20 protein-coding genes and 1 tRNA gene are annotated in these 22,782 nt (G+C 75.2%); 10 read left to right on the top strand and 11 right to left on the bottom strand.

What is annotated here, in order from left to right; translation table 11 throughout:
• Nucleotides 1-157 precede the first annotated feature (157 nt).
• From HK417_RS08930 to HK417_RS08910, 5 genes are read right to left on the bottom strand one after another with little or no spacing between them, the layout of a single operon-like run.
• Nucleotides 158-1,066, bottom strand: a complete 909-nt coding sequence (locus HK417_RS08930) for a glycosyltransferase family 2 protein (protein WP_222265509.1) — start codon at nt 1,064-1,066, stop codon at nt 158-160.
• Nucleotides 1,063-2,385: an O-antigen ligase family protein gene (locus HK417_RS08925; RefSeq protein WP_222265507.1), complete on the bottom strand. Its 1,323-nt coding sequence runs from the start codon at nt 2,383-2,385 to the stop codon at nt 1,063-1,065. Before HK417_RS08925 ends, HK417_RS08930 begins: the two co-directional genes overlap by 4 nt.
• Nucleotides 2,382-3,143 (bottom strand): WecB/TagA/CpsF family glycosyltransferase, encoded by a 762-nt coding sequence (locus tag HK417_RS08920; protein ID WP_222265505.1) that lies wholly within the window; start codon nt 3,141-3,143, stop codon nt 2,382-2,384. The genes HK417_RS08925 and HK417_RS08920 overlap by 4 nt, the downstream gene beginning before the upstream one ends.
• Nucleotides 3,137-3,646: a serine O-acetyltransferase gene (locus HK417_RS08915; RefSeq protein ID WP_222265503.1), complete on the bottom strand. Its 510-nt coding sequence runs from the start codon at nt 3,644-3,646 to the stop codon at nt 3,137-3,139. Before HK417_RS08915 ends, HK417_RS08920 begins: the two co-directional genes overlap by 7 nt.
• A 1-nt stretch (nt 3,647) precedes the next feature.
• Nucleotides 3,648-4,673 carry a glycosyltransferase family 4 protein gene (locus HK417_RS08910; RefSeq protein ID WP_222265501.1) on the bottom strand — a complete coding sequence of 342 codons (1,026 nt, stop codon included), beginning with the start codon at nt 4,671-4,673 and terminating at the stop codon, nt 3,648-3,650.
• A 272-nt stretch (nt 4,674-4,945) separates the two neighbouring features.
• Here HK417_RS08910 and mfd point away from each other — a divergent pair, with 272 nt between their 5' ends.
• Both mfd and HK417_RS08900 read left to right on the top strand, forming a co-directional pair.
• Nucleotides 4,946-8,545, top strand: a complete 3,600-nt coding sequence (gene mfd / locus HK417_RS08905) for a transcription-repair coupling factor (RefSeq protein ID WP_222265500.1) — start codon at nt 4,946-4,948, stop codon at nt 8,543-8,545.
• Between the two features lie 33 nt (nt 8,546-8,578).
• Nucleotides 8,579-9,514, top strand: a complete 936-nt coding sequence (locus HK417_RS08900; RefSeq protein WP_222265498.1) for a MazG family protein — start codon at nt 8,579-8,581, stop codon at nt 9,512-9,514.
• A 1-nt stretch (nt 9,515) separates the two neighbouring features.
• Here the strand turns inward: HK417_RS08900 and HK417_RS08895 are convergent, their stop codons facing one another.
• Entirely contained in the window at nt 9,516-10,478 is a 963-nt protein-coding gene (locus tag HK417_RS08895) for a DUF3592 domain-containing protein (protein WP_222265496.1), read from the bottom strand.
• A 103-nt stretch (nt 10,479-10,581) separates the two neighbouring features.
• Between HK417_RS08895 and eno the strand changes: the two genes are divergently transcribed.
• The 4 genes from eno (at nt 10,582) to HK417_RS08875 (ending at nt 14,027) form a co-directional block, all read left to right on the top strand.
• Nucleotides 10,582-11,862 (top strand): phosphopyruvate hydratase, encoded by a 1,281-nt coding sequence (eno, locus tag HK417_RS08890; protein WP_222265494.1) that lies wholly within the window; start codon nt 10,582-10,584, stop codon nt 11,860-11,862.
• Between the two features lie 10 nt (nt 11,863-11,872).
• Nucleotides 11,873-12,421, top strand: a complete 549-nt coding sequence (locus HK417_RS08885) for an FtsB family cell division protein (protein WP_222265492.1) — start codon at nt 11,873-11,875, stop codon at nt 12,419-12,421.
• Nucleotides 12,422-12,531: 110 nt separating this feature from the next.
• Nucleotides 12,532-13,080: a DUF501 domain-containing protein gene (locus HK417_RS08880; protein WP_222265490.1), complete on the top strand. Its 549-nt coding sequence runs from the start codon at nt 12,532-12,534 to the stop codon at nt 13,078-13,080.
• Complete coding sequence (locus HK417_RS08875; protein ID WP_222265488.1) at nt 13,077-14,027, top strand: Ppx/GppA phosphatase family protein; 951 nt, start codon at nt 13,077-13,079, stop codon at nt 14,025-14,027. Before HK417_RS08880 ends, HK417_RS08875 begins: the two co-directional genes overlap by 4 nt.
• Before the next feature lie 61 nt (nt 14,028-14,088).
• On the opposite strand, the gene HK417_RS08870 is transcribed toward HK417_RS08875, so the two are convergent.
• A complete protein-coding gene (locus HK417_RS08870) occupies nt 14,089-14,448 on the bottom strand; it encodes a DUF4235 domain-containing protein (protein WP_222265486.1) in 360 nt (119 codons plus the stop codon).
• A gap of 67 nt (nt 14,449-14,515) precedes the next feature.
• On the opposite strand from HK417_RS08870, the gene HK417_RS08865 reads away from it, so the two are divergent.
• The 3 genes from HK417_RS08865 (at nt 14,516) to HK417_RS08855 (ending at nt 16,304) form a co-directional block, all read left to right on the top strand.
• Nucleotides 14,516-15,283 carry a uracil-DNA glycosylase gene (locus HK417_RS08865; RefSeq protein ID WP_308123466.1) on the top strand — a complete coding sequence of 256 codons (768 nt, stop codon included), beginning with the start codon at nt 14,516-14,518 and terminating at the stop codon, nt 15,281-15,283.
• A gap of 11 nt (nt 15,284-15,294) precedes the next feature.
• A tRNA-Leu gene (locus HK417_RS08860) sits at nt 15,295-15,368 on the top strand.
• Between the two features lie 120 nt (nt 15,369-15,488).
• Complete coding sequence (locus HK417_RS08855; protein WP_222265484.1) at nt 15,489-16,304, top strand: Bax inhibitor-1/YccA family protein; 816 nt, start codon at nt 15,489-15,491, stop codon at nt 16,302-16,304.
• A gap of 78 nt (nt 16,305-16,382) precedes the next feature.
• On the opposite strand, the gene HK417_RS08850 is transcribed toward HK417_RS08855, so the two are convergent.
• Together HK417_RS08850 and HK417_RS08845 are read right to left on the bottom strand one after the other, a co-directional pair.
• The gene (locus HK417_RS08850; RefSeq protein WP_222265482.1) at nt 16,383-17,603 is read right to left on the bottom strand and encodes an acetyl-CoA C-acetyltransferase; all 1,221 of its coding nucleotides are present in this window, start codon (nt 17,601-17,603) and stop codon (nt 16,383-16,385) included.
• 103 nt (nt 17,604-17,706) lie between these two features.
• A complete protein-coding gene (locus HK417_RS08845) occupies nt 17,707-18,726 on the bottom strand; it encodes an SGNH/GDSL hydrolase family protein (RefSeq protein WP_222265480.1) in 1,020 nt (339 codons plus the stop codon).
• An 80-nt stretch (nt 18,727-18,806) separates the two neighbouring features.
• Between HK417_RS08845 and HK417_RS08840 the strand changes: the two genes are divergently transcribed.
• Nucleotides 18,807-20,177: a DUF2252 domain-containing protein gene (locus HK417_RS08840; RefSeq protein WP_222265478.1), complete on the top strand. Its 1,371-nt coding sequence runs from the start codon at nt 18,807-18,809 to the stop codon at nt 20,175-20,177.
• Here HK417_RS08840 and HK417_RS08835 read toward each other — a convergent pair.
• Entirely contained in the window at nt 20,155-20,634 is a 480-nt protein-coding gene (locus HK417_RS08835) for a GNAT family N-acetyltransferase (protein ID WP_222265476.1), read from the bottom strand. The genes HK417_RS08840 and HK417_RS08835 overlap by 23 nt on opposite strands.
• A gap of 148 nt (nt 20,635-20,782) precedes the next feature.
• Complete coding sequence (locus HK417_RS08830) at nt 20,783-22,780, bottom strand: VWA domain-containing protein (protein WP_222265474.1); 1,998 nt, start codon at nt 22,778-22,780, stop codon at nt 20,783-20,785.
• Nucleotides 22,781-22,782 lie beyond the last annotated feature (2 nt).

Raw genomic sequence — 22,782 nt, 5'->3', positions numbered from 1 at the left:
GATCCGCGCCGCGGACCGACGGCAGGAGCCGCGCTGGCGGCGGCGGCAGCGGTCACTCACGGTGACCGGACTGGTCCACTTCGAACACTAATCGGGCAGGACAGCCCAGCCCGGGCGCGCCGGGGTGTGGTCAGCCCAAAGGGGGAGGCGATCCGCGCTACCGCGCGAGCCCGGCCGCCGCCCGGACCCACCGGCGCGCCGGTCCGGAGCCGACGAACCCGAGGACCGCCGGGAGGACCGTGCCCGGCACCACCTCACGCGCCGGCAGGTAGGACGACGCGGGCCGCCCGTAGTCGGTGTGCCGGGACAGCCCGCGCCACCACAGCGTGCTCAGCCGCGCGGCGGTCAGCGTCGGGCGCAGGACGCCGGGCACCCCGGCCAGGGCGCCGGCCGCGTGCTGCGGGAGCAGCTGCCGCTCGGCGCGGACCGCACCGGTGACGTCCCCGGTCAGCGAGCCGCCGTCGTAGGTGCGCGCGGTGACCGGCGAGTCGTAGGTCCACAGCCGTCCCTGCGCGCCCGGCGCGGCCGCCAGGGTCAGCCAGAGGGCGTAGTCCTCGACCTGGCGGGTGCGGGGGAAGCCGCCGACCTCCAGCGCCGCGGCGCGGCGGATGAGGGTGGAGGAGGTGATGAACCGGTTGCGCAGCCACAGCTGCAGCACGTCGACCGGCCGGTCACCCTGCAGCCCGCCGGCCTCCGCCCCCGGGCCGGTCGCGGGCACCTCCCCGAAGCCGTGCAGCCAGGCGTCGGGGTGGGTGGCGTCGGCCTGCTCGAAGAGCCGGTACGCCCCCGGGAGGAGCCGGTCGTCGGCGTCCAGCATGTGCACCCAGGGTGCCTGCGCGGCCTCCAGCAGCTCCTGCCGGGCGTGACCGACCCCGCGGTTCTCCGGGCCGACGAGGACCTCGGCGCCGGCCGCCCGGGCCGCGTCGACGGTCCGGTCGGAGCTGCCGTCGTCGTACACCAGGACGCGCTGCGGCGGCACCGGCTGGGCGAGCGCCGACGCCACGGCGGCGCCGATGCTGGCCTCCGCGTTGTACGCCGGGATCAGGACGTCCCAGGTCAGGCTCATCGGGACAGGACCTCCGGTCGGCGGGCGGGGACGGACGGCGTCGGGGTGTCCGGCGCGGCGGCCTCCCCGCCGTCCGGGGCGGTGGCCTCCTCGCCGGCCGGCGTGTGCAGGGCGGCGAGGAGGACCAGGAGCGCGGTCGCGCAGCAGGGGTAGACCAGGACCGGGTCGGAGATCCCGGTCAGGGCGGCGTAAGCGACCAGGATCCGGGCGACGTGCGAGCGGGCCGACCGGATCAGCAGCACGAGCCCGATCGCGGCCAGGGCGGCGCCGACCCGGCCCACCTCCAGCCAGATCTGGATGTAGGTGCTGTGGGCGCCCAGGTTGTCGGTGAGCACCTCCCGGGTCTGACCCCAGCCGATGCCGAGGAACTCGTGGCCCCGCGTCGCCGCCAGGGCGTCGGCCCACTGCCCGAAACGCCATCCCGACGCGTTGCTCCCCGACAGCCCGCCGGTCTGGCTGATGACCTCGAAGCGGGTGATGATCGTCTGGCCGACGAACGGCAGCGCCAGGACGGCGGGCACCAGGAGCAGGAAGAACCGCCGGGCGCGCAGCCACAGCGCGGGGACCATCAGCAGCGCGAACACCAGCAGGGCGGCCCGGCTGCCGGTGAGCACGAGGGCGAGCAGCAGGCTGACGGCGGACGCGGCGCGCCACGCGGTGAACCGCCGGGTGTAGAGCTGGTAGAGCAGCACGAGGCTCACCGTGTAGGCGGCGAAGTTCGGGTGCCCGAAGAGCCCGCCGTAGCGCAGCCCGACGCCCTCACCCCAGGTCTGGTACGGGTCCGGGAAGCTCGTCAGCGGCTGCGCCAGCAGGACGAGCGCCCCCAGCGTCACCGCCGCCTCCAGCCCGGCCGCGGCCATGCGCCGGGCGTGCGGCCCGGCGTTGGCCACGACCACGGCGGTGACCGCGAGGGACGCGAACCGGACGATCCCGGCGGCGCCGGCGCCACCGTTGGCCACCGCGGCGACGGCGGCGGCGACGGCGAGGGAGATCGGCCACGCCGCGACCGTTGGCACCTGCCAGGTCCGGCCGAGCAGCCAGACGACGGCGAGCGCCGATCCGTACAGCACCGCGACGTTGTCCAGCGTCATCGGGCCGACCTCGAACTCGGACAGGTACATCGGCCCGGCGATCAGGAAGGCGATGCCGGTGGCCAGCGGCCACCGCACGCTCACCACCAGCACGCCCAGGCCGAGGGCGCCGACCGCGGTCAGCAGCGGGCTGGTCAGCGCGCCCGCCACGACGGCGACGACGGCGACCGCGGGGACCAGCGGCCAGAGCGCCCCCATCCGCAGGCGCGGCTCCGCAGGAGCGGTCACCGCCAGACCCGGGTCAGCACCAGCACCAGGGCGAGCAGCGCCAGGGGGCTCTCCACCAGGTAGCGCCGGCCCAGCCGCCGGGGCTCGTGCAGCAGCCGGTAGGCCCACTCCAGGCCGGTCTTCCCGACCCACTCGGGTGCGGCGGGCATGTCGTCGGTCGCCATCTCCACGGCACCCCCGACGCCCACGATCAGACCGCGGGTCAGCTGACCGGCCAGCACGTTCCCGAGCACCTCGCCCTTGGGGGCGCCCAGGGCGATGAGGACGACGTCGCAGTCCTGCCGGTTGATCTCGGCGGCGATCTCCGCGACGTCCCAGGTGCGTGCGTCCCCGTGGCGGCCGTAGGCCAGCGTCACGCCGTTGCGCGCCAGCATCCGGCCGAAGTTGGCCGCCACCTCGGGCCGGGAGCCCAGCAGCGCCACCCGGCGGCCGTCCTGGGCCCGGTCCCGCAGCAGGGCGTCGACGACCTGACGGCCGGTGACCCGCTCGCAGTGCTCCCCGATCTGACCGGCCAGCACGGCCAGCGGCCAGCCGTCCGCGGTGATCAGGTCGGCGCGGAGGGCGGCCTCCACGGCGACGTCGGAGGTGACGATCTGGTGCACGTGCTGCAGGTTCACCGTCTGCACGCGCACCGGCCGGTACTCGAACGGTGTGGCGAAGACGTCGTCCAGCGTGCGGGCGAGGCGTCCCTCCTCCTGGCACGCGCGCCAGAACGCGGCGACCCGGGTCTGCGGGAGGGAGGTCGACAAGGTCAGCATGGGGTGTCTCCTCGGGTGGGCAGGACGCGGGCCGGGTTGCCGGCGGCGGTCGCCGCCGGCGGGACGTCTCGGAGCAGCACGCTCCCTGCGCCGATGCGGGCGTGTGCGCCGATCTCGATGGGGCCGAGCAGGACGCTGTTGGGTCCGACGTCGACGCCGGAGCCGAGGACCGGGCAGTCGTCGTCGGTGCGACGCGCGCCCAGGGTCGTGTTGTGGCGGAGGGTGACGCCGGCGCCGATCCGGGTCGCCCGGTTCACGACGAGCCCCATCCCGTGGTGGATCGCCAGGCCGGGGCCCACCTCCGTGGAGACGGGGATGTCGACGGCGAACAGGCGGAGCGCGACGATCCGGTAGAGGAGCAGCACCGGTGCGCTGACCAGCCGCCGCAGCGCCCCGCCCTCGCCCCGCGCGAGCTGGGCGGTGCGGAACAGGGCGAGGACGATCTGGATGCCGGGGCGTCCGCGGTTCGCGCTCCAGTCCTGCAGAACGCTCTTCTGGCTCATCTCAGGCCGCCCGGTAGGAGTCGGCGAGCACCCGGGTGACGGACTCCACGCTGCAGTTCTCCCGCGCCCAGCCGGCGCCGCGGCCGCCCCAGCGGGCGCGCTCGTCGGGCTCGGCGAGCAGGGCGACCAGCCGGGCCGCGAGGCCGGCCGGGTCGCCGTCGGTGAGGGCCACCCCCTGGGCCTCGCCGAGCTGGTCGATCTCCCCGACGGGCGTGGTCACGACGGGGACGCCCAGCCCGAGGCTCTCGAGCACGAACATCGGCAGCGCCTCGTCCCGCGACGGCAGGCAGGCGACCCGGGCCGACTTGAGCACGCCGAGCAGCTCGGTGCGGGGCAGCGCCCCCAGGTAGGTCATGCCCTCGGGCAGGTCGGTCACCGGGACGTCGCCGAGCGGGCCGCACAGCACACAGGTGGCCTCCGGGTGCGCGCGCCGGACCTCCGGCCAGGCGGCGACGAGGCGGTCCACGCCCTTGCGCAGGCCCACCTCACCGCCGAAGACGACGTCCGCGGCGCGCGAGCTGGCCGGGACGCCGGCCAGCTCAGCCAGGTCCAGCGGGTTGAGCACCGGTCGCACCCGCGTCGCCGGGGACAGCTCCGCGACCCGGGCCGCCGCGTGCGGGCCGAGCGGGAACACCGTGCGGCAGCCGGCGAGCACGCGCCGCACCAGGCGCGGGTGGCGCCGGGAGAAGACGATGAACTGCGCGCCGTGCAGGGTCGCGGCCGTGCCGATGCCCAGCAGCCGGGCGACCACGAGCACCGCGCCCTCGCGGACGAAGGAGCCGCCCTCGCTCAGGTGCGCGTGCACCCAGTCCGGCCGGGCGGTCCGGGGACCGAAGGCCAGCCGGCCGAGCAGGCGGGCCGTCGGGACCAGCCCGCGGGTGCGGGACGCCGGGCTCCAGGTGGTCGCGGACGAGCTCCGGACGTCGGTGCCCGGGGCGCCGCAGAGCAGGCCGATGACCGACGCCATCCCACCCGTGCTGTCCACGTCGGGACCCACGTGCAGGACGTGCAATGGTCGGTTGTTCACCTGGAGTTCCCCCGTAGTCGATCAGTTCGTCCACAGGACGCTAGGAACGGCGGTGACCCTCTGTCGCTGCTCACCACCACGATGGGTGAGCAGTTGCGGGGCTATTTCCCCCGTTCGGGGAGAGCGGCCGGGCCCGGGAACGGCCGGGGACGTGGTCCGCGGCTCCCGAGCGAGCCGCGCGGGTGACCTGCGGCGGGGCTAACCTGGCTGGCGGCCCCCGCGCGCACCCGGCGCGTCGTGTGCGGCCACCGATCCGGGAGTGGACCTCAACCGTGAGCCTGCGCGGCGTGCTCGACGTCGTCCTGACCGATCCCGGCCTGACCGCGGTGGTGGACAAGGCCGGCTCCGCCGAGCTGGCGGTCACCGCGCCGCCGCCGGTGCAGCCGCTGATCGCCGCCGCCCTCGCCGCCGGCCGGCCGGGCGCCGGGGTGCCGGTCCTCGTGGTGACCGCGGGCGAGCGGGACGCCGACGCGCTGGCCACCCTGCTGCGCTGCTTCGTCCCCGGTCAGCGGGTCGAGGTGTTCCCGGCCTGGGAGACGCTGCCGCACGAGCGGCTGAGCCCCCGCGCGGACACCGTCGGCCGCCGGCTCGCGGTGCTGCGCGACCTGGCCCACCCGGCCGAGGGCGCCGGGATCGACGTGCTGGTGGCGCCGGTGCGCAGCGTGCTGCAGCCGCTGTCGCCGGGCCTGGGCGAGCTGATCCCGGTGGAGCTGGCACCCGGGCAGGAGGCGGACCTCGAGGACGTCGCGCGGGCGCTGGCCGACGCCGCCTACACCCGGGTCGAGCTGGTCGAGAAGCGCGGCGAGTTCGCCGTCCGCGGTGGCCTGCTCGACGTCTTCCCGCCCACCGAGCCGCACCCGGTGCGCGTGGAGTTCTGGGGCGACGAGGTCGACGAGCTGCGCTACTTCTCCGCCGCCGACCAGCGCTCGCTCGACGAGCGCCCCGAGCGGCTGTGGGCACCGCCCTGCCGGGAGCTGCTGCTCAGCGGGGAGGTGCGCGCCCGCGCCGCCCAGCTGGCCGTCGACCACCCGGAGCTGGCGGAGGTGGCCGGCAAGCTCGCCGAGGGCATCGCCGTGGAGGGCATGGAGTCGCTGATCCCCGCGCTGATCGGCGGGCACGCCATGGAGCTGCTCACCGACCTGGTGCCGCGGGGCACGCACGTGCTGGTCTGCGATCCCGAGCGGGTGCGCAGCCGGGCCGCGGACCTGGTGCGCACCGCCGAGGAGTTCCTCGCCGCCTCCTGGCAGACCGCCGCGGCCGCCGGTGACGCCCCGGTCGACCTCGGTGCCTCGTCCTTCCGTGAGCTCGCGGACGTGGAGGCCGCCGCCCGCGGCCGCGGGCTGCCGTGGTGGACGACCGGGGTCTTCACCCTGCGCGGCGGGCTGGGGGAGGACGGAGCCGACGCGGCCCAGGTGACCCTCGACGCGACCGGCGTCGAGCGGTTCCACGGCGACCAGGAGCGGGCCTTCGACCAGTTCCGCCGCTGGGGCCGGGACGGCTGGCGGGTCGTGCTCACCTTCGCCGGCCCCGGCCCCGCCCAGCGCGCCGCCGACCAGCTCACCGAGGCCGACCTCGGCGCCCGCCTCGTGCCCGGGGTGGAGTCCACGCCGGAGTCCGGGCCGGTCCTGGTCACGCAGGGCAACCTGGAGGAGGGGTTCGCCTTCCCCGGCGTCGGGCTGGCGCTGGTCACCGAGCACGACCTCACCGGCCAGCGCGGCACCAGCATGCGCGACGCGACCAAGATGCCGGCCCGCCGCCGCAACGCCGTCGACCTGGTGCAGCTGCAGCCCGGCGACCTGGTGGTGCACGAGCAGCACGGCATCGGCCGGTACGTGGAGATGGTCAGCCGCACCGTCAACGGCGGGCAGCGCGACTACCTGATCGTCGAGTACGCGCCGTCCAAGCGGAACCAGCCACCGGACCGGCTGTTCATGCCCACCGACTCGCTCGACCAGCTCACCCGCTACGTCGGCGGCGAGGCGCCGGCGCTGTCCAAGCTCGGCGGCGCGGACTGGACCAAGACCAAGAACCAGGCCCGCAAGGCGGTCAAGCAGATCGCCGCGGAGCTGATCCGGCTGTACTCGGCGCGGATGGCGACCGCGGGCCACGCGTTCGGCCCGGACACGGTGTGGCAGCGCGAGCTGGAGGACGCCTTCCCGTTCCACGAGACCCCCGACCAGCTCGCCGCGATCGACGAGGTCAAGGTGGACATGCAGAACCCGGTCCCGATGGACCGGATCATCTGCGGCGACGTGGGCTACGGGAAGACCGAGATCGCCGTCCGGGCGGCGTTCAAGGCCGTGCAGGACGGCAAGCAGGTCGCCGTCCTGGTGCCGACGACCCTGCTGGCCAACCAGCACTTCAAGACCTTCTCCGAGCGGTTCGCGCAGTTCCCGGTGACGGTCAAGGTGCTGTCCCGGTTCCAGTCCGACGCAGAGACCGCCGAGACGCTGCGCCAGCTCGCCGACGGGCAGGTCGACGTCCTGGTCGGCACCCACCGGCTGCTGCAGCCGACCACCCGGTTCAAGGACCTCGGGCTGGTGATCGTCGACGAGGAGCAGCGCTTCGGCGTCGAGCACAAGGAGTACCTGAAGACGATGCGGACGGCGGTCGACGTGCTGTCGATGTCCGCGACGCCGATCCCGCGCACCCTGGAGATGAGCCTCACCGGCATCCGCGAGATGTCCACGATCCTCACCCCGCCGGAGGAGCGGCACCCGGTGCTCACCTACGTGGGCGCCTGGGACGACAAGCAGATGGCCGCCGCGATCCGCCGCGAGCTGCTGCGCGACGGCCAGGTGTTCGTGATCCACAACCGGGTGCAGTCGATCGAGAAGGCCGCCGCGAAGATCCGCTCGCTGGTGCCCGAGGCGCGGGTGGCCGTCGGGCACGGGCAGATGAGGGAGCACCAGCTCGAGCGGATCATGGTCGGCTTCTGGGAGAAGGAGTACGACGTCCTGGTCGCCACCACGATCGTCGAGTCCGGTCTGGACATCCCGAACGCCAACACCCTGATCGTCGACCGGGCCGACACCTTCGGGCTCTCGCAGCTGCACCAGATCCGCGGCCGGGTCGGCCGTGGCCGGGAGCGGGCCTACGCCTACTTCACCTACGACCCGTCGCGGCCGCTGACCGAGACCTCGGTCGACCGGCTCACCACGATCGCGCACAACACCGACCTCGGCGCGGGCATGGCCGTGGCGATGAAGGACCTGGAGATCCGCGGCTCGGGCAACCTGCTCGGCGGCGAGCAGTCCGGGCACATCGCCGGGGTCGGCTTCGACCTCTACGTGCGCCTGGTCGGCGAGGCGGTCACCGACTACCGGGCGCAGCTGTCCGGCGAGGAGGCGCCCGCCGAGCCGGTCGAGGTGCGGGTGGACCTGCCGGTCGACGCGCACCTGCCGCACGACTACGTGCCGGGGGAGCGGCTGCGGATGGAGGCCTACCGCAAGGTGGCCTCGGTGCAGGACGAGGACCAGGCGCAGGCCGTCCTCGACGAGCTGACCGACCGCTACGGCGCCCCGCCGGCGCCGGTGCTCAACCTGCTCGCGGTCGCCCGGTTCCGGGCGGCGATGCGCCGGCTCGGGGTCACCGAGGTGTCGATGCAGGGCAAGGCGGTCCGGGTGAGCCCGGTCGAGCTGCGCGAGTCCCAGCAGATGAAGCTCAACCGGCTGGCGGACGGCGCGACCTACAAGCCCGCGGTGCGCACGGTGTCGATCAAGGTGCCGGTGGGCCCGGACCGGCGGACGCCGCTGCGGGACGTCGCCCTGCTGGAGAAGCTGCACGCGCTGCTGTCCGCGGTGCTCGAGCCCGAAGGACCCCCTGCCCCCCAGCACTCGCAGGCTCGCGCCGGCACCCTGCAGGGGGCCTGAGGGCCGTCGCCGCGTCCGGAGGAGACTGGCCGGGTGCCCGTCGCGCTCCTCGTCACCGTCAGCCCCCGGCTCCCCGGTCTCCTCGGGCCCGCCGGCTGGCGTGCCGTGACCGGTGCCCCGCTGGTCCTCGCCCTGCCGGGTGCGGCGCGCACCGCGGCCGCGCTGCGGGCTGCGGGTGAGCCGGTCACCGACGTGCCCGACCCGGCGGAGGCCGCCGCGGCCGCCGCGCCGGTGCCGGGCACGGTGCTGCTGGCCACCGCCGAGGAGGCCGCCGGCTTCGAGGGCGTGCCCCGGGTGGACGGCGCCCCCGAGCCGCCCGGTGTCCGGCTGCTCGACGTCGTGGCCGTGATGGACCGGCTGCGCTCACCCGGCGGCTGCCCGTGGGACGCCGAGCAGACCCACTCCTCGCTGCGCGGCTACCTGCTGGAGGAGGCGCACGAGGCCTACGACGCGATCGTCGACGAGGACCCGGTGGCGATGCGCGAGGAGCTCGGCGACGTCCTGCTGCAGGTGGTCTTCCACGCCCGCGTCGCCGCGGAGGCCGCGCCCGGCGCGGGTTTCGACGTCGACGACGTGGCCGGGGACCTGGTGGGCAAGCTGGTCCGCCGGCACCCGCACGTGTTCGCCGACGCGGGTCCCCGGGACGTGGCGCAGGTCGAGGCGGGCTGGGAGGAGATCAAGAAGGCCGAGAAGCAGCGCCGGTCGCCGACCGAGGGCGTCTCCCGCTCGCAGCCGGCCGCGTCCTGGGGCGCGGCGCTCGCCCGCCGGGCGACCCGCGCGGGGCTGCCCACGCCGCCGCCGGGGGAGCTGACCGTCGACAGCCCGGAGGCGCTCGGCGAGCGCCTGCTGGGCGTCGTCGTCGCGGCCGAGCAGCGCGGCTGGGACGTCGAGGACGCGCTGCGCGAGGCCGTGCGGCGCTACGCCGGTGAGCTGGACGCCGCCGCGCACGCCCGCGCCGCCGAGGGGTGACTCACCCGCGCCCGGGTGCGTGGGGGTCGGAGCCCAGCAGCTGCGGCAGCCAGAACAGGACGGCGGCCGACAGCGCCGTCGCCGTCGCGAAGCCGCCCACCCCGGTGCCGTCGACGTAGGCCCACAGCAGCCCGAAGACGGGGGCGAGGAACGGCAGGACGCCGTCGGCACGGGCCTGGCGGCCCATCCCCACCTCGGCCGCCGCGGGGTCGACCGGCGCCGGGCGCACCTCGCCGGCCGGCTCGTCCCGGCGCACCCGCCCGGAGGGCCACACCTCCGCGCCGTCCAGCACCGGCAGCACCAGCCGGTCGCGGGCCGGGTCGCCGCGCACCTCCACCACCGCGCCGGGCGCGAGCCGGTCGACCTCCGGCGCCCAGTACACCGGCAGCCGGCGCAGGCCGGCGGGGGTGGTCAGCTCCAGCCAGCTGCGCACCAGCAGACCGCGCCGCACGACGACGTGCGTCGCCGTCGCCCGGGTCGCCGGCCGGCGCCGGAGCCGGGCCCGACCGGCCATCCGGGCCAGCGTGACGCCGGCGACCACCAGCAGCACGAGCACCACCGCGACCAGCCCGAAGACGACGTCCGCGACGGCAGCGGAGGCGGCGTCGCCGTCCGCGTGGACCGTCGTCGTCCCGCCCGGCGCGGCGTCGGGGTCGTACCGCACCGTCAGCTGCGCGCCGACCGGAACGGCCAGGGCGCTGGGCAGCTCGAGCCGTCCGGTGCGCTCGCGCCCCTCCGCGTCGGGGAAGGAGACGGTCAGCCCGCGGCCGTCCGGTGGGCCGCCCACATCGGTGACCGTCGCGGTGGCGGTGGCCGACGCGGCGGCCAGCGGGGCCCGCAGCGCGGGCAGCCGGGCGCCCAGGACCCCCAGCGCGACCAGCCCCACGACCAGCACCGGGACCAGCCCCAGGAGCAGCTGGCGGACGGCCCGGCGGTGCGGGCGGAGTGCGGTCGGCGTCGTCATCGCTGGTCATCGTCGCAGGCCGGGGCGGGGGTGCCGGACGACGCGCGACCGGGTGGGACGCGGGGGTCCCGGTCGACCCGCCGGGCTGACTAGGCTGCTCGCCGTGGCCAGCATCGATGCAGTAGGTGCGCGGGAGATCCTCGACTCGCGCGGCAACCCCACCGTGGAGGTCGAGGTCGCCCTCGACGACGGGACGATCACCCGCGCGGCGGTCCCCAGCGGCGCCTCCACCGGCGCCTTCGAGGCCGTGGAGCTGCGTGACGGCGGCGAGCGCTACGGCGGAAAGGGGGTGACCCAGGCCGTCGACGGCGTCCTGGACGTCATCGGTCCCGAGCTCGTCGGGTACGACGCCGCCGAGCAGCGGCTGATCGACCAGCGGCTGATCGACCTCGACGGCACCCCGGACAAGTCCCGGCTCGGCGCGAACGCGATCCTGGGGGTGAGCCTGGCGGTGGCCAAGGCCGCCGCGGAGTCCGCCGGCCTGCCGCTGTTCCGCTACGTCGGCGGTCCGTCGGCCCACCTGCTGCCGGTGCCGATGATGAACATCCTCAACGGCGGCGCCCACGCCGACAGCAACGTCGACGTGCAGGAGTTCATGATCGCGCCGATCGGCGCGGCCAGCTTCGCCGAGGCGCTGGCGGTCGGCGCGGAGACCTACCACGCGCTGAAGTCCGTGCTGAAGCAGCGCGGACTGGCCACCGGGCTGGGCGACGAGGGCGGCTTCGCGCCCTCCCTGCCGAGCAACCGGGACGCCCTCGACCTGATCACCGAGGCGGTGGACAAGGCCGGGTACGCCGTCGGCACCGACATCGCCTTCGCCCTGGACGTCGCGGCCACCGAGTTCCACAGCGAGGCGGGCTACGCGTTCGAGGGCAAGACGCTCAGCTCCGCGGACCTGACCGAGTACTACCGCGGCCTGGTCGACGCCTACCCGATCGTCTCGATCGAGGACCCGCTGTCGGAGGAGGACTGGGACGGCTGGGTGGCGCTCACCGAGGCCCTCGGCGACCGGGTGCAGATCGTCGGCGACGACCTGTTCGTCACCAACCCGGCCCGGCTGGCCGACGGCATCGAGCGCGGCGCGGCCAACGCGCTGCTGGTCAAGGTCAACCAGATCGGCACGCTCACCGAGACCCTCGACGCGGTCAACCTGGCCCACCGCAGCGGTTACCGCTCGATGATGAGCCACCGCTCGGGCGAGACCGAGGACACCACGATCGCCGACCTCGCCGTCGCCACCGACTGCGGGCAGATCAAGACCGGTGCCCCGGCCCGCAGCGAGCGCGTGGCCAAGTACAACCAGCTGCTGCGGATCGAGGAGGAGCTCGACGACGCCGCGCGCTACGCCGGCGCCGCTGCGTTCCCGCGCCTCGCCCGCGGCTGACCGGCGCCGGATGAGCACCGCCCGCACCCGCCGCGGCCGGTCCGGTGGCCCACGCCGCCGGACCACCTCGCGACCGGTGCGGGCGGGCTCGCGTGCCGCGGCCGACAGCCGGCCCGGACGGCGCACCACCCGCAGCGCGTCCCGGTCCACCGCGACCCGTCGGGGTCCCCGCTTCAGCGGGCGGGCGGTGGTCCTCGGTGTGCTCGTGCTGCTGCTCGCGCTCACCCTGGCCGGCCCGGTGCGGCAGTACGTCGCCGGCCGGCAGGAGCTCGCCGCGCTCGCCGCCGAGCGGGAGGACCTGTCCCGCCGCGCGACCGAGCTGCAGGCCCAGCTGGACCGGCAGTCCGACCCCGCCTACATCGCCCAGCGGGCCCGGGAACGGCTCACCTACGTGCTGCCCGGGGACCGGCTGGTCGTCGTCGGTGACGCCGGCGACCCGGGCGACACCGCGGACCCCCCCGCCGGCGAGGCCGGCACCGACGCGGAGGTCCCCTGGTACGAGGGGCTGCTCGGGTCGCTGGCCGCGGCCGACGGTGACCCCACGCCGCCGGGCAGCTGAGGAAGGACCCTCCTGCCCCCACCCCTCGCTGACGCTCGGGTCGGGCCCCTGCAGGAGAGCCGGTGGGGGGTCGTGCTCGAGGCGCTGACGCCCTGCCGCAGACTCGACGGGTGGACAAGCCCGTCGACCCCGCCGTCACCCCGCTCTCACCGCCGGTGACCCCGGAGGAGCGCGTGGTCGTGGCGCGCCAGCTGGGCCGCCCGCCCCGTGCCCTCGTCGGAGTGGCGCACCGCTGCCCGTGCGGCCAGCCGGACGTGGTGGAGACCTCGCCGCGGCTCGAGGACGGCACGCCGTTCCCGACGCTGTACTACCTGACCTGCCCCCGGGCGTCCGCGGCCGCGAGCCGGCTGGAGTCCGGCGGCCGGATGAAGGAGTGGCAGGCCGAGCTGGCGACCGACCCCGAGCTCGCCGCGGCCTACCGGGCCGCCCACGAGTCCTACCTGGCCACCCGCGACGACCGCGGGGTGCTGCCGACCCGCACCACGGCCGGCGGGATGCCCGATCGGGTGAAGTGCCTGCACGCGCTGGCGGGTCACGCCCTCGCGGCCGGCCCCGGCGTGAACCCGATCGGCGACCGGGCGGTCGCCGGGATGGGGGAGTGGTGGGCCGCGGGACCCTGCGCCCAGCCGTCCCCCGAGGACCCGGAGGACATCCGATGAGCCGCGTCGCCGCCGTCGACTGCGGCACGAACTCCATCCGCCTGCTGGTCGCCGACGTGCCGCCGGAGGGGCCGCACACCGACCTGCTCCGCCGGATGGAGGTCGTCCGGCTCGGCCAGGGTGTCGACGCCACCGGGCGGCTGGCGCCCGAGGCGATCGAGCGCACCCGGGCCGTGCTCGCGGAGTACGTGCAGCAGGCCCGCGACCTCGGTGCCGAGCGGGTGCGGATGGTCGCCACCAGCGCCACCCGGGACGCCGCCAACCGGTCGGACTTCGAGCAGATGGTGCTGGCCACGCTGGGCCAGCTCCCGGACGTGGTGACCGGCGTGGAGGAGGCCGAGCTGTCCTACCTGGGCGCCACGGCCTCGCTCGCCGCGGCCGCGCGGGCGCACGGCTCCCCGGCGCCGCGGCCGCCGTTCCTGGTGGTCGACATCGGCGGCGGGTCGACGGAGTTCGTGCTCGGCGACGCCGGTGGCGTCCGGGCGGCCCACTCGGTGGACGTCGGGTGCGTGCGGCTCACCGAGCGCCGGTTGCACGGCGACCCGCCGCTGCCTGCCGAGGTGCAGGCCGCCGAGGCCGACATCCGCGCCGCGCTGGACCTGGTGCGCGCGGTCGTGCCGGTCGAGCAGGCGGCCAGCCTGGTAGGCCTGGCCGGCTCGGTGACGACGGTCGCCGCGCTCGCCCTCGAGCTGCCCGCCTACGACCCGGAGGCGATCCACGGCTCCCGGATCACCGTGGACGCCGTCCGCGCGGTCACCGCCGCCCTGCTCACCGACACCCGCGCGCGGCGCGCGGCGTACGCGGTGATGCACCCTGGCCGGGTCGACGTGATCGGCGCGGGTGCGCTGGTGCTCCGCGAGATCATGGACGGGTTCGGTCTGGACGAGGTGGTCGTGAGCGAGCACGACATCCTCGACGGCATCGCCCTCCGCCTCTCCGAGGCATAGCGGGAGGACCCGCGCCTGGGCTCCTTGCAGGCTCGGGGACGGCCTGGAGGGGGCCGGTGGGCTACGCGGCGCTGGCGGCGTTCGCGCCGGGCGGGACGTGCCCGGTCAGCTTCGTGTAGACGGCGGCGGCGCCGCGCGCGGCGACCAACCGGCCCGACGCGTACAGCACGCCGGAGACGGCGGCCCAGGCCAGCGCATCCGGCCACGTGACGCCCGGGGCCGCCGGGTTCTTCGGCGGCGGGTAGCCGCGGACCTTGAGCCACGCGGTGTCGGCGGCCTTCTTCACGAGGATCCCGGAGGGGATGGCCATCGCCGGGCCGAGCAGCTTGTAGAGGAGTGGGGGCTTCACCTTCGCCGCCTTCTCCACCGTCCGCCCCGTCCCCAGCTCCCGCACCGGCTGCCGTGTGCCCTTCGTCGCCATGCCGTGATCATGCCTGGCGCCGGGGGCCGGTGCGGACCGGGTGGGCCGTCGTGGTCTGCTGACCGCCGTGGCACGCGACGCAGACGGCTACCCGGTGACCCGCAGCGCGGCCGGTGTGGTGCGGGCGGCGCGGAGCACGCGGGAGCTGCCGGTTCTCGACGAGTGGATCTCCGGCTGCCGCGCCTGCCCCCGGCTGGTCACCTGGCGGGAGGAGGTGGCCCGGGTCAAGCGGGCGTCCTTCCGGTCCGAGGAGTACTGGGGCCGGCCGGTGCCCGGGCTGGGGCCCGCGAACTCCCGCATCGCCGTCGTCGGCCTGGCGCCGGCCGCCCACGGCGGGAACCGCACCGGCCGGGTGTTCACCGGGGACCGCAGCGGCGACTGGATCTTCGCCGCGCTGTGGCGGGCGGGCCTGGCCAACCAGCCCACCTCGGTGCACAAGGACGACGGGCTCCAGCTCACCGACGTGCGGGTCTGCGCCGCGGTGCGGTGCGCGCCGCCGGCGAACGCCCCGACCCCCGAGGAGCGGGACACCTGCTCGCCGTGGCTGGCGCGCGAGCTGTCCCTGCTGCCGCGGCTGCGGGTGGTCGTCGTCCTCGGGGGGTTCGGGTGGACGGCGCTGTGGCCGGTCCTCGGCGCCGCCGGCTACGAGCTGCCGCGCCCGCGGCCCGCCTTCGGGCACGGCGTGGAGGTGGCCCTCGCCGGCCCGCGGGGAACACTGACCCTGCTGGGCAGCTACCACGTCAGCCAGCAGAACACCTTCACCGGCAGGCTCACCGAGCCGATGCTGGACGCCGTGCTGGCCCGGGCGCGCCAGCTGGCCGCCGCCGGCGGCTAGGGTCCGGGCCGGCCCCCGTAGCCCAATCGGCAGAGGCAGGCCCCTTAAAAGGGTCCCAGTGTCGGTTCGAACCCGACCGGGGGCACCCGTCCGGGTGGTGCCGAGGCACTCGGAACTACCCGGGGGGTGCCGGCGTTGGACCGGACAGCGTGGGGTGTACGAGGCTGTACCCCACGGACCGACAAGTCACCTCGAGGAGATGACGATGCCCAGCAGCAACCCCGCTTTCAGCCGGGGGTTCCCGGCGGCGGGCCCCGGCCAGTACGCGAGCTGGGGCGCGGGCCCGCAGCAGACGTACGGCGGGGCGCCCACCCAGTACGACCCCTACGCCGCCCCGTCGCCGTACGCGGCGACCGGTCGCGCCTACATGACGATGGACGACGTCGTCACCAAGACCGGCGTCACCTTCCTGGTGACCGTGCTGGCCGCCGCCCTGACCTGGGCGATGCCCGGGAACACCGGCCTCGCCCTCGTGTTCCCCGCGGTCATCGCGGCGCTGGTCCTCGGCCTGGTGATCTCGTTCAAGCAGATCGCCAACCCGGCGGCGACGCTGTCCTACGCGGCGCTGCAGGGCGTCGCGGTCGGCGCGATCAGCGAGCTGTACAACGCCAACTTCGGCGGCAACATCGTCATGCAGGCGGTGATCGGCACCTTCGGTGTGTTCTTCGGGATGCTGGTCGTCTACAAGACCGGCGCCATCCGGGTCACCCCGAAGCTGACCCGCTGGGTCGTCGGCGCGATGTTCGGCGTCCTGACGCTGATGCTGGTCAACCTGGTCGCCTCGTTCTTCACCCCGGGCGGTCTGGGGCTGCGGGACGGCGGCGCGCTCGCCATCGGCTTCAGCCTGCTGATCATCGGTGTCGCGGCGTTCTCGCTGCTGCTGGACTTCGACATGGCCGACGAGGCGATCCGCCGCGGCGTCGCGCCGAAGTTCGCCTGGTACATCGCCTTCGGCCTGCTGGTCACGGTCGTCTGGCTGTACCTGGAGATCCTGCGGCTGCTGAGCTACTTCCGCGAGTGACCTCCTGAACGAACGAAGGCCCGGTCCCCCCGAGGGGGCCGGGCCTTCGTCGTCCCGACCCCCTGCAGGGGGCCGTTCTCAGGACAGCCGCTCGATGACCATCGCCATGCCCTGGCCGCCGCCCACGCACATCGTCTCCAGGCCGAACTGGCCGTCCCGGGCGCGCAGGCCGTTCACCAGGGTGCCGGTGATCCGGGCGCCGGTCATCCCGAACGGGTGGCCGACGGCGATCGCGCCGCCGTGCACGTTCAGCTTGTCGATGTCGATGCCCAGGTCCCGGTAGCTGGGGATCACCTGGGCGGCGAACGCCTCGTTGAGCTCCACCAGGTCCATGTCGTCGATCGTCATCCCCGCCCGGGCGAGCGCCTGCTTCGAGGCCTCGACGGGGCCGTAGCCCATGATCTCCGGCGACAGGCCGGTGACCCCGGTGGAGACGATCCGGGCCAGCGGTGCGACCCCGAGCTCCGCCGCCTTGCGGTCGCTCATGATCACCAGCGCCGCGGCGCCGTCGTTGAGCGGGCAGGCGTTGCCGGCGGTCACCCGACCGTCAGGGCGGAAGACCGGCTTGAGCCCGGCGATGCCCTCCAGCGTGGTGCCGGCCCGCGGGCTGTCGTCCCTGCTGACGACGGTGCCGTCGGCGAGCGTCACCGGGGTGATCTCCCGCTCCCAGAAGCCGTCGGCGATGGCCTGCTCGGCGAGGTTCTGGCTGCGCACCGCGAACTCGTCCATCTCCTGGCGGGAGACGTCCTTGAGCAGCGCCAGGTTCTCCGCGGTCTGCCCCATCGCGACGTAGGCGTCGGGGAGTTCGCCGTCCTCCCGCGGGTCGCGCCAGGAGTCGGCGCCGCTCTCGGCGGCCTTGGCCGCCTTGGCCTGGGCGGCGTCGAAGTGCGGGTTCTGCGTGTCCGGGTGGGAGTCGGAGGTCCCCTTCACGAACCGGGACACCATCTCCACCCCGGCGGAGATGAACACGTCGCCCTCGCCGGCCTTGATCGCGTGCATCGCCATCCGGCTGGTCTGCAGCGACGAGGAGCAGTAGCGGGTGATCGTCGTGGCGGGCAGGTGGTCCATCCCGAGCAGCACGGCGACGATCCGGGCCATGTTGTAGCCCTGCTCCCCGCCGGGCAGGCCGCAGCCGAGCATGAGGTCGTCGATGTCGGTCGGGTCGAGCGCGGGCACCTGGTCGAGCGCCGCCCGGACGATCGTCGCGGTCAGGTCGTCGGGCCGCAGGTCCTTCAGGGAGCCCCTGAACGCGCGGCCGATCGGCGAGCGGGCGGCGGCGACGATGACGGCTTCGGGCATGCGGTCCTCCACGGTGAGGGACGCCACCGGCGGGACGGCGGCGGACGACGGATCTGCCCCGAACCTACCCCCGGGTAGCCGGCCCGCCCCGCAGCCCCGCGGCTCAGGTCTCGGCGCCGGCCCGGGCCGCCTGGTCGGCCTGGCTGGGGGTGGGGATCTCCGGCGGCCGGCGTCGGCGCAGCCGCGCCCACGGCCCGCGCCGCCCGCTCTCCTGGCCGCGCACCTCGGTGGGTTGCACCTCGGTGCCGGTGTGGCCGGCGGCCCGGGCGGCGGCCTTCGCGATCGGCCGCACGGTGTCCCGGCGCAGCCGCAGGCCACGGTCGGCGGCGGCCGGCCAGACCCCGATGCTGTCGGCGACCGACGGCAGCATGACCGCGGCCGCGGCGGCGTAGCCGGGGGCCGAGGGGTGGAACTCGTCCGGGCTGAACAGGCCGTGGTCGCTGGCGAAGCTGGGGCCGAGCACCGAGCCCAGCGACACGGTGCGGCCGCCCTCCGCCACGACGGCGATCGTCTGCGCCGCCGCCAGGTTGCGGCTCCAGCGCCGGGCCACCAGGCGCAGTGGCTGGGCGATGGGCCGGATCGTGCCGAGGTCCGGGCAGGTGCCGACGACCACGTGGCAGCCGGCGCCGACGAGCGCGCGGACCGCCTCGGCGAGGTGGCGCACGGAGGTGGCCGGCCGGGTGCGGCTGGTGACGTCGTTCCCGCCGATCATGATCATCACGACGTCGGGCCGCTCCGGGAGCGCCTGCTCGACCTGGGCGGCGAGGTCCTTGGACTGCGCTCCGGAGACCGCCAGCCGCACCATCCGCACCGGGCGCTCGGCGAGCTCGGCCAGCGCCGCGGCGACGAGCACCCCGGGGGTCTCGTTGGCCGAGTGCACGCCCAGTCCCACGGCGCTGGAGTCACCCAGCACGGCGAGCACGATCGGCTTGCCGCGGCCCCGGCCGTAGAGACCGTTGCCGGTGGGCGGATCGGCCTTCGGGGTGCGGGACACGACCCGGCGTCGAGCCGACCGGGCCTCGTGGCGCAGCAGGGTCACCAGCCCCGCGCCGGCCAGGCCCAGGCCGCTGCCCCCGTAGAAGGCGCCCGCGGCGAGCCGCCGCGCCCTGCTCGCACGCGTCACCCGGCTCGTCCTCTCGCCTCGTCCGCGAACCCACAGCGGAGCTGCTGATCGCCAGGCTAGCCACCGCCTAGCGTGGGGCCGTGGCCGCCCGAGCTGACCTCACCCCGACGGACGACGCACAGCGTCAGCAGCAGATCGTCGACGTCCTCGTCGACGCCTTCGCCGAGCTGATGGCTGCCGACGCCGATGCCTTCCGCAGCAAGTTCCGCAAGATGGCGGCCGACCCGTTCGCCTTCTACCGCGGCTCCGCCTGCCTGTTCTACGCCGATGTGGCGACCGAGGAGGATCCCTGGTCCGACGAGCGGACGTCGCGCGTGTGGATCCAGGGTGACCTGCACGCCGAGAACTTCGGCACCTACATGGACGGTCAGGGGCGCATCGTCTTCGACGTCAACGACTTCGACGAGGCCTACGTCGGGCACGTCAGCTGGGACCTGCGGCGGTTCTGCGCGAGCTTCGCGCTGCTGGCCTGGCGCAAGGCGCTCGGCGACGACGTCATCGGCGACCTGCTGCGGGTGTACCTGAGCAGCTACCTCGATCAGGTGGACGCGTTCACGCGGTCGGACGAGGACCGTTCCTTCGCCCTCACCCGGGACAACACCGAGGGGGCGGTGCAGGAGCTGATCCTGGGGACGACGTCCCGCACCCGGGTGGGCCTGCTGGACCGGCTGACCGTCGTGGAGCGCCACGAGCGGCGCTTCGCCGACCTGCCGCGCAACCGCCGGCTGGAGGACGGCGAGCGGGCCGAGGTGCTGCGGGCACTGGAGCGCTGGCGGGGGACCGTGTACCCGCCGCGGCGCGCGCGGGACGTGGCCTACGACGTCAAGGACGTGGTCGGCACCGGCGGCTTCGGCATCGGCAGTGCCGGCCTGCCCGCGTACAGCGTGCTCATCGAGGGCTACGACCAGGCGCTGGAGAACGACGTCGTCCTGTCGCTGAAGCAGGGCAACGTCGCCGCGCCCAGCCGGGTGGTCGACGACCCCGAGGTCAGCGGGTACTTCGAGCACCACGGCCACCGGACGGCGGTGAGCCAGCGGGCGCTGCAGGCCAACGCCTCCCAGTTCCTCGGGCACACCGAGATCGGCGGGGTCGGCTTCGTGGTGCAGGAGCTCTCGCCCTACGAGAGCGACCTGGAGTGGGACGACCTGAACGAGCCGGAGGAGATCCGCCCGGTGCTCGTCCAGCTCGGCCGGGCGACGGCGAAGCTGCACTGCGTGGGCGACGCAGACAGCGACCACACGCTGGTGCCCTTCCAGACCGAGGAGGCGATCACCGCGCTGATCGGGGCGCGGCGGGAGGAGTTCGTCGAGGACCTGGTCCGGTTCGCGCACTCCTACGCCCGGCGGACGCAGGAGGACCACCGGCTGTTCGTCGACGCCTTCCGGGCCGGCCTGATCCCCGGGATCAGCTCCAGCGGGGCCTATCCGGTCAGCGGATCGGCAGCTCGATGACCATGCCCCGGTGCGGGCCGACCGGCCGCAGGTCGTACTCGTCGGTGACGATCGTGAAGCCCAGCTTCGCGTAGAAGCCGACCGCCGAGGCGCGCGCGTCGCACCACACCAGGTCCCCGCCGCGCGCGGCCACCCGGGACAGGCCCTCGGCGACCAGCGCCCGGCCGGCGCCGTGCCCGCGTACCCGCGGGTCGGTGGCCATGCCGCGCAGCTGCCACGGCGCCTCGGCCGCGCCCACCCAGGGACAGTCGCGCGGGTGGAACCGGACCACGCCGACGATCTCGCCGCCGTCGAGGCGCGCGGCCAGGTGCAGGGTGTACCGGGCGTCGTCCTCCTCGATCTCCGCCGCCCGGCCCTCGCGGAGCTCCTGCGCGCGCAGCTCGTAGGTGGCCGCCGCGTCGACCTGCTCGATGGTGATCGTGCCCGTCTGCAGGGCCCGGCCGGCTTCCGTGCTCACCGGCCCAGTGTCCCCGACCGCCGAGGCGCGTCCTGGAGGTGGCCCCCTCTGCAGGGTCCCGCTGCGAGCTGCGAGCGGTGGGGGAGACGGCCCCCTTCCAGGGGCCCGCCCTGAGCTCGCGAAGGGCGGGGGGAAGGGGGTCCTTCCGTCAGCGGCGGCGGGAGCCGCGCCGCACGCGCAGGTAGTCGGCCACCACGTACTCGCCCAGCCGCTCGCTGTCGGGCTGGAAGACCCGGCCACCGGCCCGCTGGGTGATCTCGTGCACGAACTCGACCAGCCCCGGCTCCGGGTCGAGGGCGAACACGTTGAGGACGGCGCCCGAGCGGGCCACCCGCTCCACCTCGGCGACGGTGCGGGCGATCGTCTCGGGCATCGGCGGCCAGCAGAAGTACGGCGTGCCGTCGTCCTCCAGGTGCGCGGTCGGCTCCCCGTCGGTGACCACCAGCACCACCGGCTCGGCGTCGCGGTGCCGGGCCAGGAAGCGCCGGGCCAGCATCAGCCCGTGCTGCAGGTTGGTGCCCTGCAGGGTGTCCACGCTGAGCTCGGCCAGCGTCTCGGGACGCAGTACCTGCGCCGTCGAGGAGAAGCCGATGATCTCGATCGCGTCCTGCGGGAAGCGGGTGGTCACCAGCGAGTGCAGGGCCATCGCCGTCGACTTGGCCGCACCCCAGGTGCCGCGCAGCGCCATCGAGTAGGAGAGGTCGACCAGCAGCGCCACCGCGGCGCCGGTCCGCCGCTCGGTCTCGACGACCTCGAAGTCCTCGACGGCGATCCGCACCCGCCGCTGATGCTCGGGACGTGGCTGGCCGGCGGTGCGCAGCACCGCGTTGCGGACCGTCCGGACGACGTCCAGCGGCTGCTCGTCGCCGAACAGCCACTCGCGGGACGCGCCGGTGAGCTCCCCGGCCGCGCCGGCGTCGGCCACGTCGTGCTCGCCCCGGCCGGTGGCCGACAGCTTCGCGAACACCCGGCGCAGCGCGGTGGCGCCCAGCCGCCGCACCGCCTTGGGGGACAGCTGCATCTTCCCGTCGGACCGCTGCAGGTAGCCCTGCCGCTCCAGCTCGCGTTCCAGCTGGCGCAGCGCGGCCAGGTCGTCGACGGCGGAGCGGCCCAGCGCCTGCTCCAGCAGCTCCTCGTCGACGTCGGCCAGCGAGGCCCCGGCGTACCCCTGGGACAGCTGCTGGGACAGCGCCTCCAGGTCGGCGAGCTCGGCGACCGCCGTCGTCGCGTCGCCCATCCCGAGGGACTGCTCGCCGTCGGGCACCGGGCCGCGCTGCCCCCACGGCAGGTCGGGGCGGGCCCGGCGCAGCGCGTCGTTGAGGTGCGCCATCTCGCTCTGCAGGCCCAGGTCCTCCATCACCTGGCCCATCAGGTCCTGCAGCTCCGCGCGCTGCTCGGGCGACATCCCGGCGAGCATCCGCTCCTGGGCGGCGGCCCGGCGGGCGAGGGAGTCGATCAGCTCCTCGACCGACTGCGGGTCGTCGGGGAAGAACTGCCCGTGCTTGTCCATGAACTCGCGGAACCGCTGCTCGGTGTCCTCACCCCGGTTGTGCGCGTCAACCAGCGCGGACAGGTCGGCGATCATGTCCTTGACGGCCTGCATGGCGGCGCTGTCGCCGTCCTGCATGGCCTGCAGCGCCTGCTTCATGCCCTGGAACGAGCTGTCCAGGACCTCCTGGCGGAGCAGGTCCTCGATCTGCCGGTAGGCGGCCTCGCCCTCCGGGGACCGCCACTGGTGGTCCTTGAGCGCCCGCACCGCGCCGGCGGTGTCCTGCGGCAGCGCGTCGAGCTCGGCCTCGGCCAGCCGGGCGGCGTCGTCCGGGTCGGGGAACAGCGCCCGCCGCTCGGCCTCCACCGCCTGGTCCAGCAGCTCCCGGACCTGCTCCAGCGTCCCGTCCATCCGCCCGGCCTGCCGCGCCTGACGCAGCCGGTCGCGGACCGACCGGCGCAGCGCGTCCAGGCCCCGGCGCCCGTCCAGGCCGCGGCGGAGCAGGTCGCGCAGCGCCTCGCGGACACCGCTGCCCGACAGCACCTGGTCGCCGATCTCGTCGACGGCGGCGGCCACGTCGTACGGCGGCGCGAGCGGGTCCGGGCCGCCGTGCCACCTCCCGTACCGGTACCCCCGGCCCGGGCGTCCGCGGGCCATCG

It is taken from the genome of Modestobacter marinus (assembly GCF_019799945.1).
GTDB classification, from domain to species: domain Bacteria; phylum Actinomycetota; class Actinomycetes; order Mycobacteriales; family Geodermatophilaceae; genus Modestobacter; species Modestobacter marinus_B.
The sequence above is the reverse complement of the archived record's forward strand: the minus strand, read 5'-3'. Positions and strand labels throughout refer to the sequence as shown.

Bases quoted from the DNA above. Each gene is read 5' to 3' on its own strand.
- HK417_RS08930 (WP_222265509.1), bottom strand. From the start codon at position 1,066: ATGAGCCTGACCTGGGACGTCCTGATCCCGGCGTACAACGCGGAGGCC.
- HK417_RS08870 (WP_222265486.1), bottom strand. From the start codon at position 14,448: ATGGCGACGAAGGGCACACGGCAGCCGGTGCGGGAGCTGGGGACGGGG.
- HK417_RS08895 (WP_222265496.1), bottom strand. From the start codon at position 10,478: ATGACGACGCCGACCGCACTCCGCCCGCACCGCCGGGCCGTCCGCCAG.
- HK417_RS08875 (WP_222265488.1), top strand. From the start codon at position 13,077: ATGAGCCGCGTCGCCGCCGTCGACTGCGGCACGAACTCCATCCGCCTG.
- HK417_RS08855 (WP_222265484.1), top strand. From the start codon at position 15,489: ATGCCCAGCAGCAACCCCGCTTTCAGCCGGGGGTTCCCGGCGGCGGGC.
- HK417_RS08915 (WP_222265503.1), bottom strand. From the start codon at position 3,646: ATGAGCCAGAAGAGCGTTCTGCAGGACTGGAGCGCGAACCGCGGACGC.
- HK417_RS08830 (WP_222265474.1), bottom strand. From the start codon at position 22,780: ATGGCCCGCGGACGCCCGGGCCGGGGGTACCGGTACGGGAGGTGGCAC.
- HK417_RS08885 (WP_222265492.1), top strand. From the start codon at position 11,873: ATGAGCACCGCCCGCACCCGCCGCGGCCGGTCCGGTGGCCCACGCCGC.
- HK417_RS08920 (WP_222265505.1), bottom strand. From the start codon at position 3,143: ATGCTGACCTTGTCGACCTCCCTCCCGCAGACCCGGGTCGCCGCGTTC.
- HK417_RS08850 (WP_222265482.1), bottom strand. From the start codon at position 17,603: ATGCCCGAAGCCGTCATCGTCGCCGCCGCCCGCTCGCCGATCGGCCGC.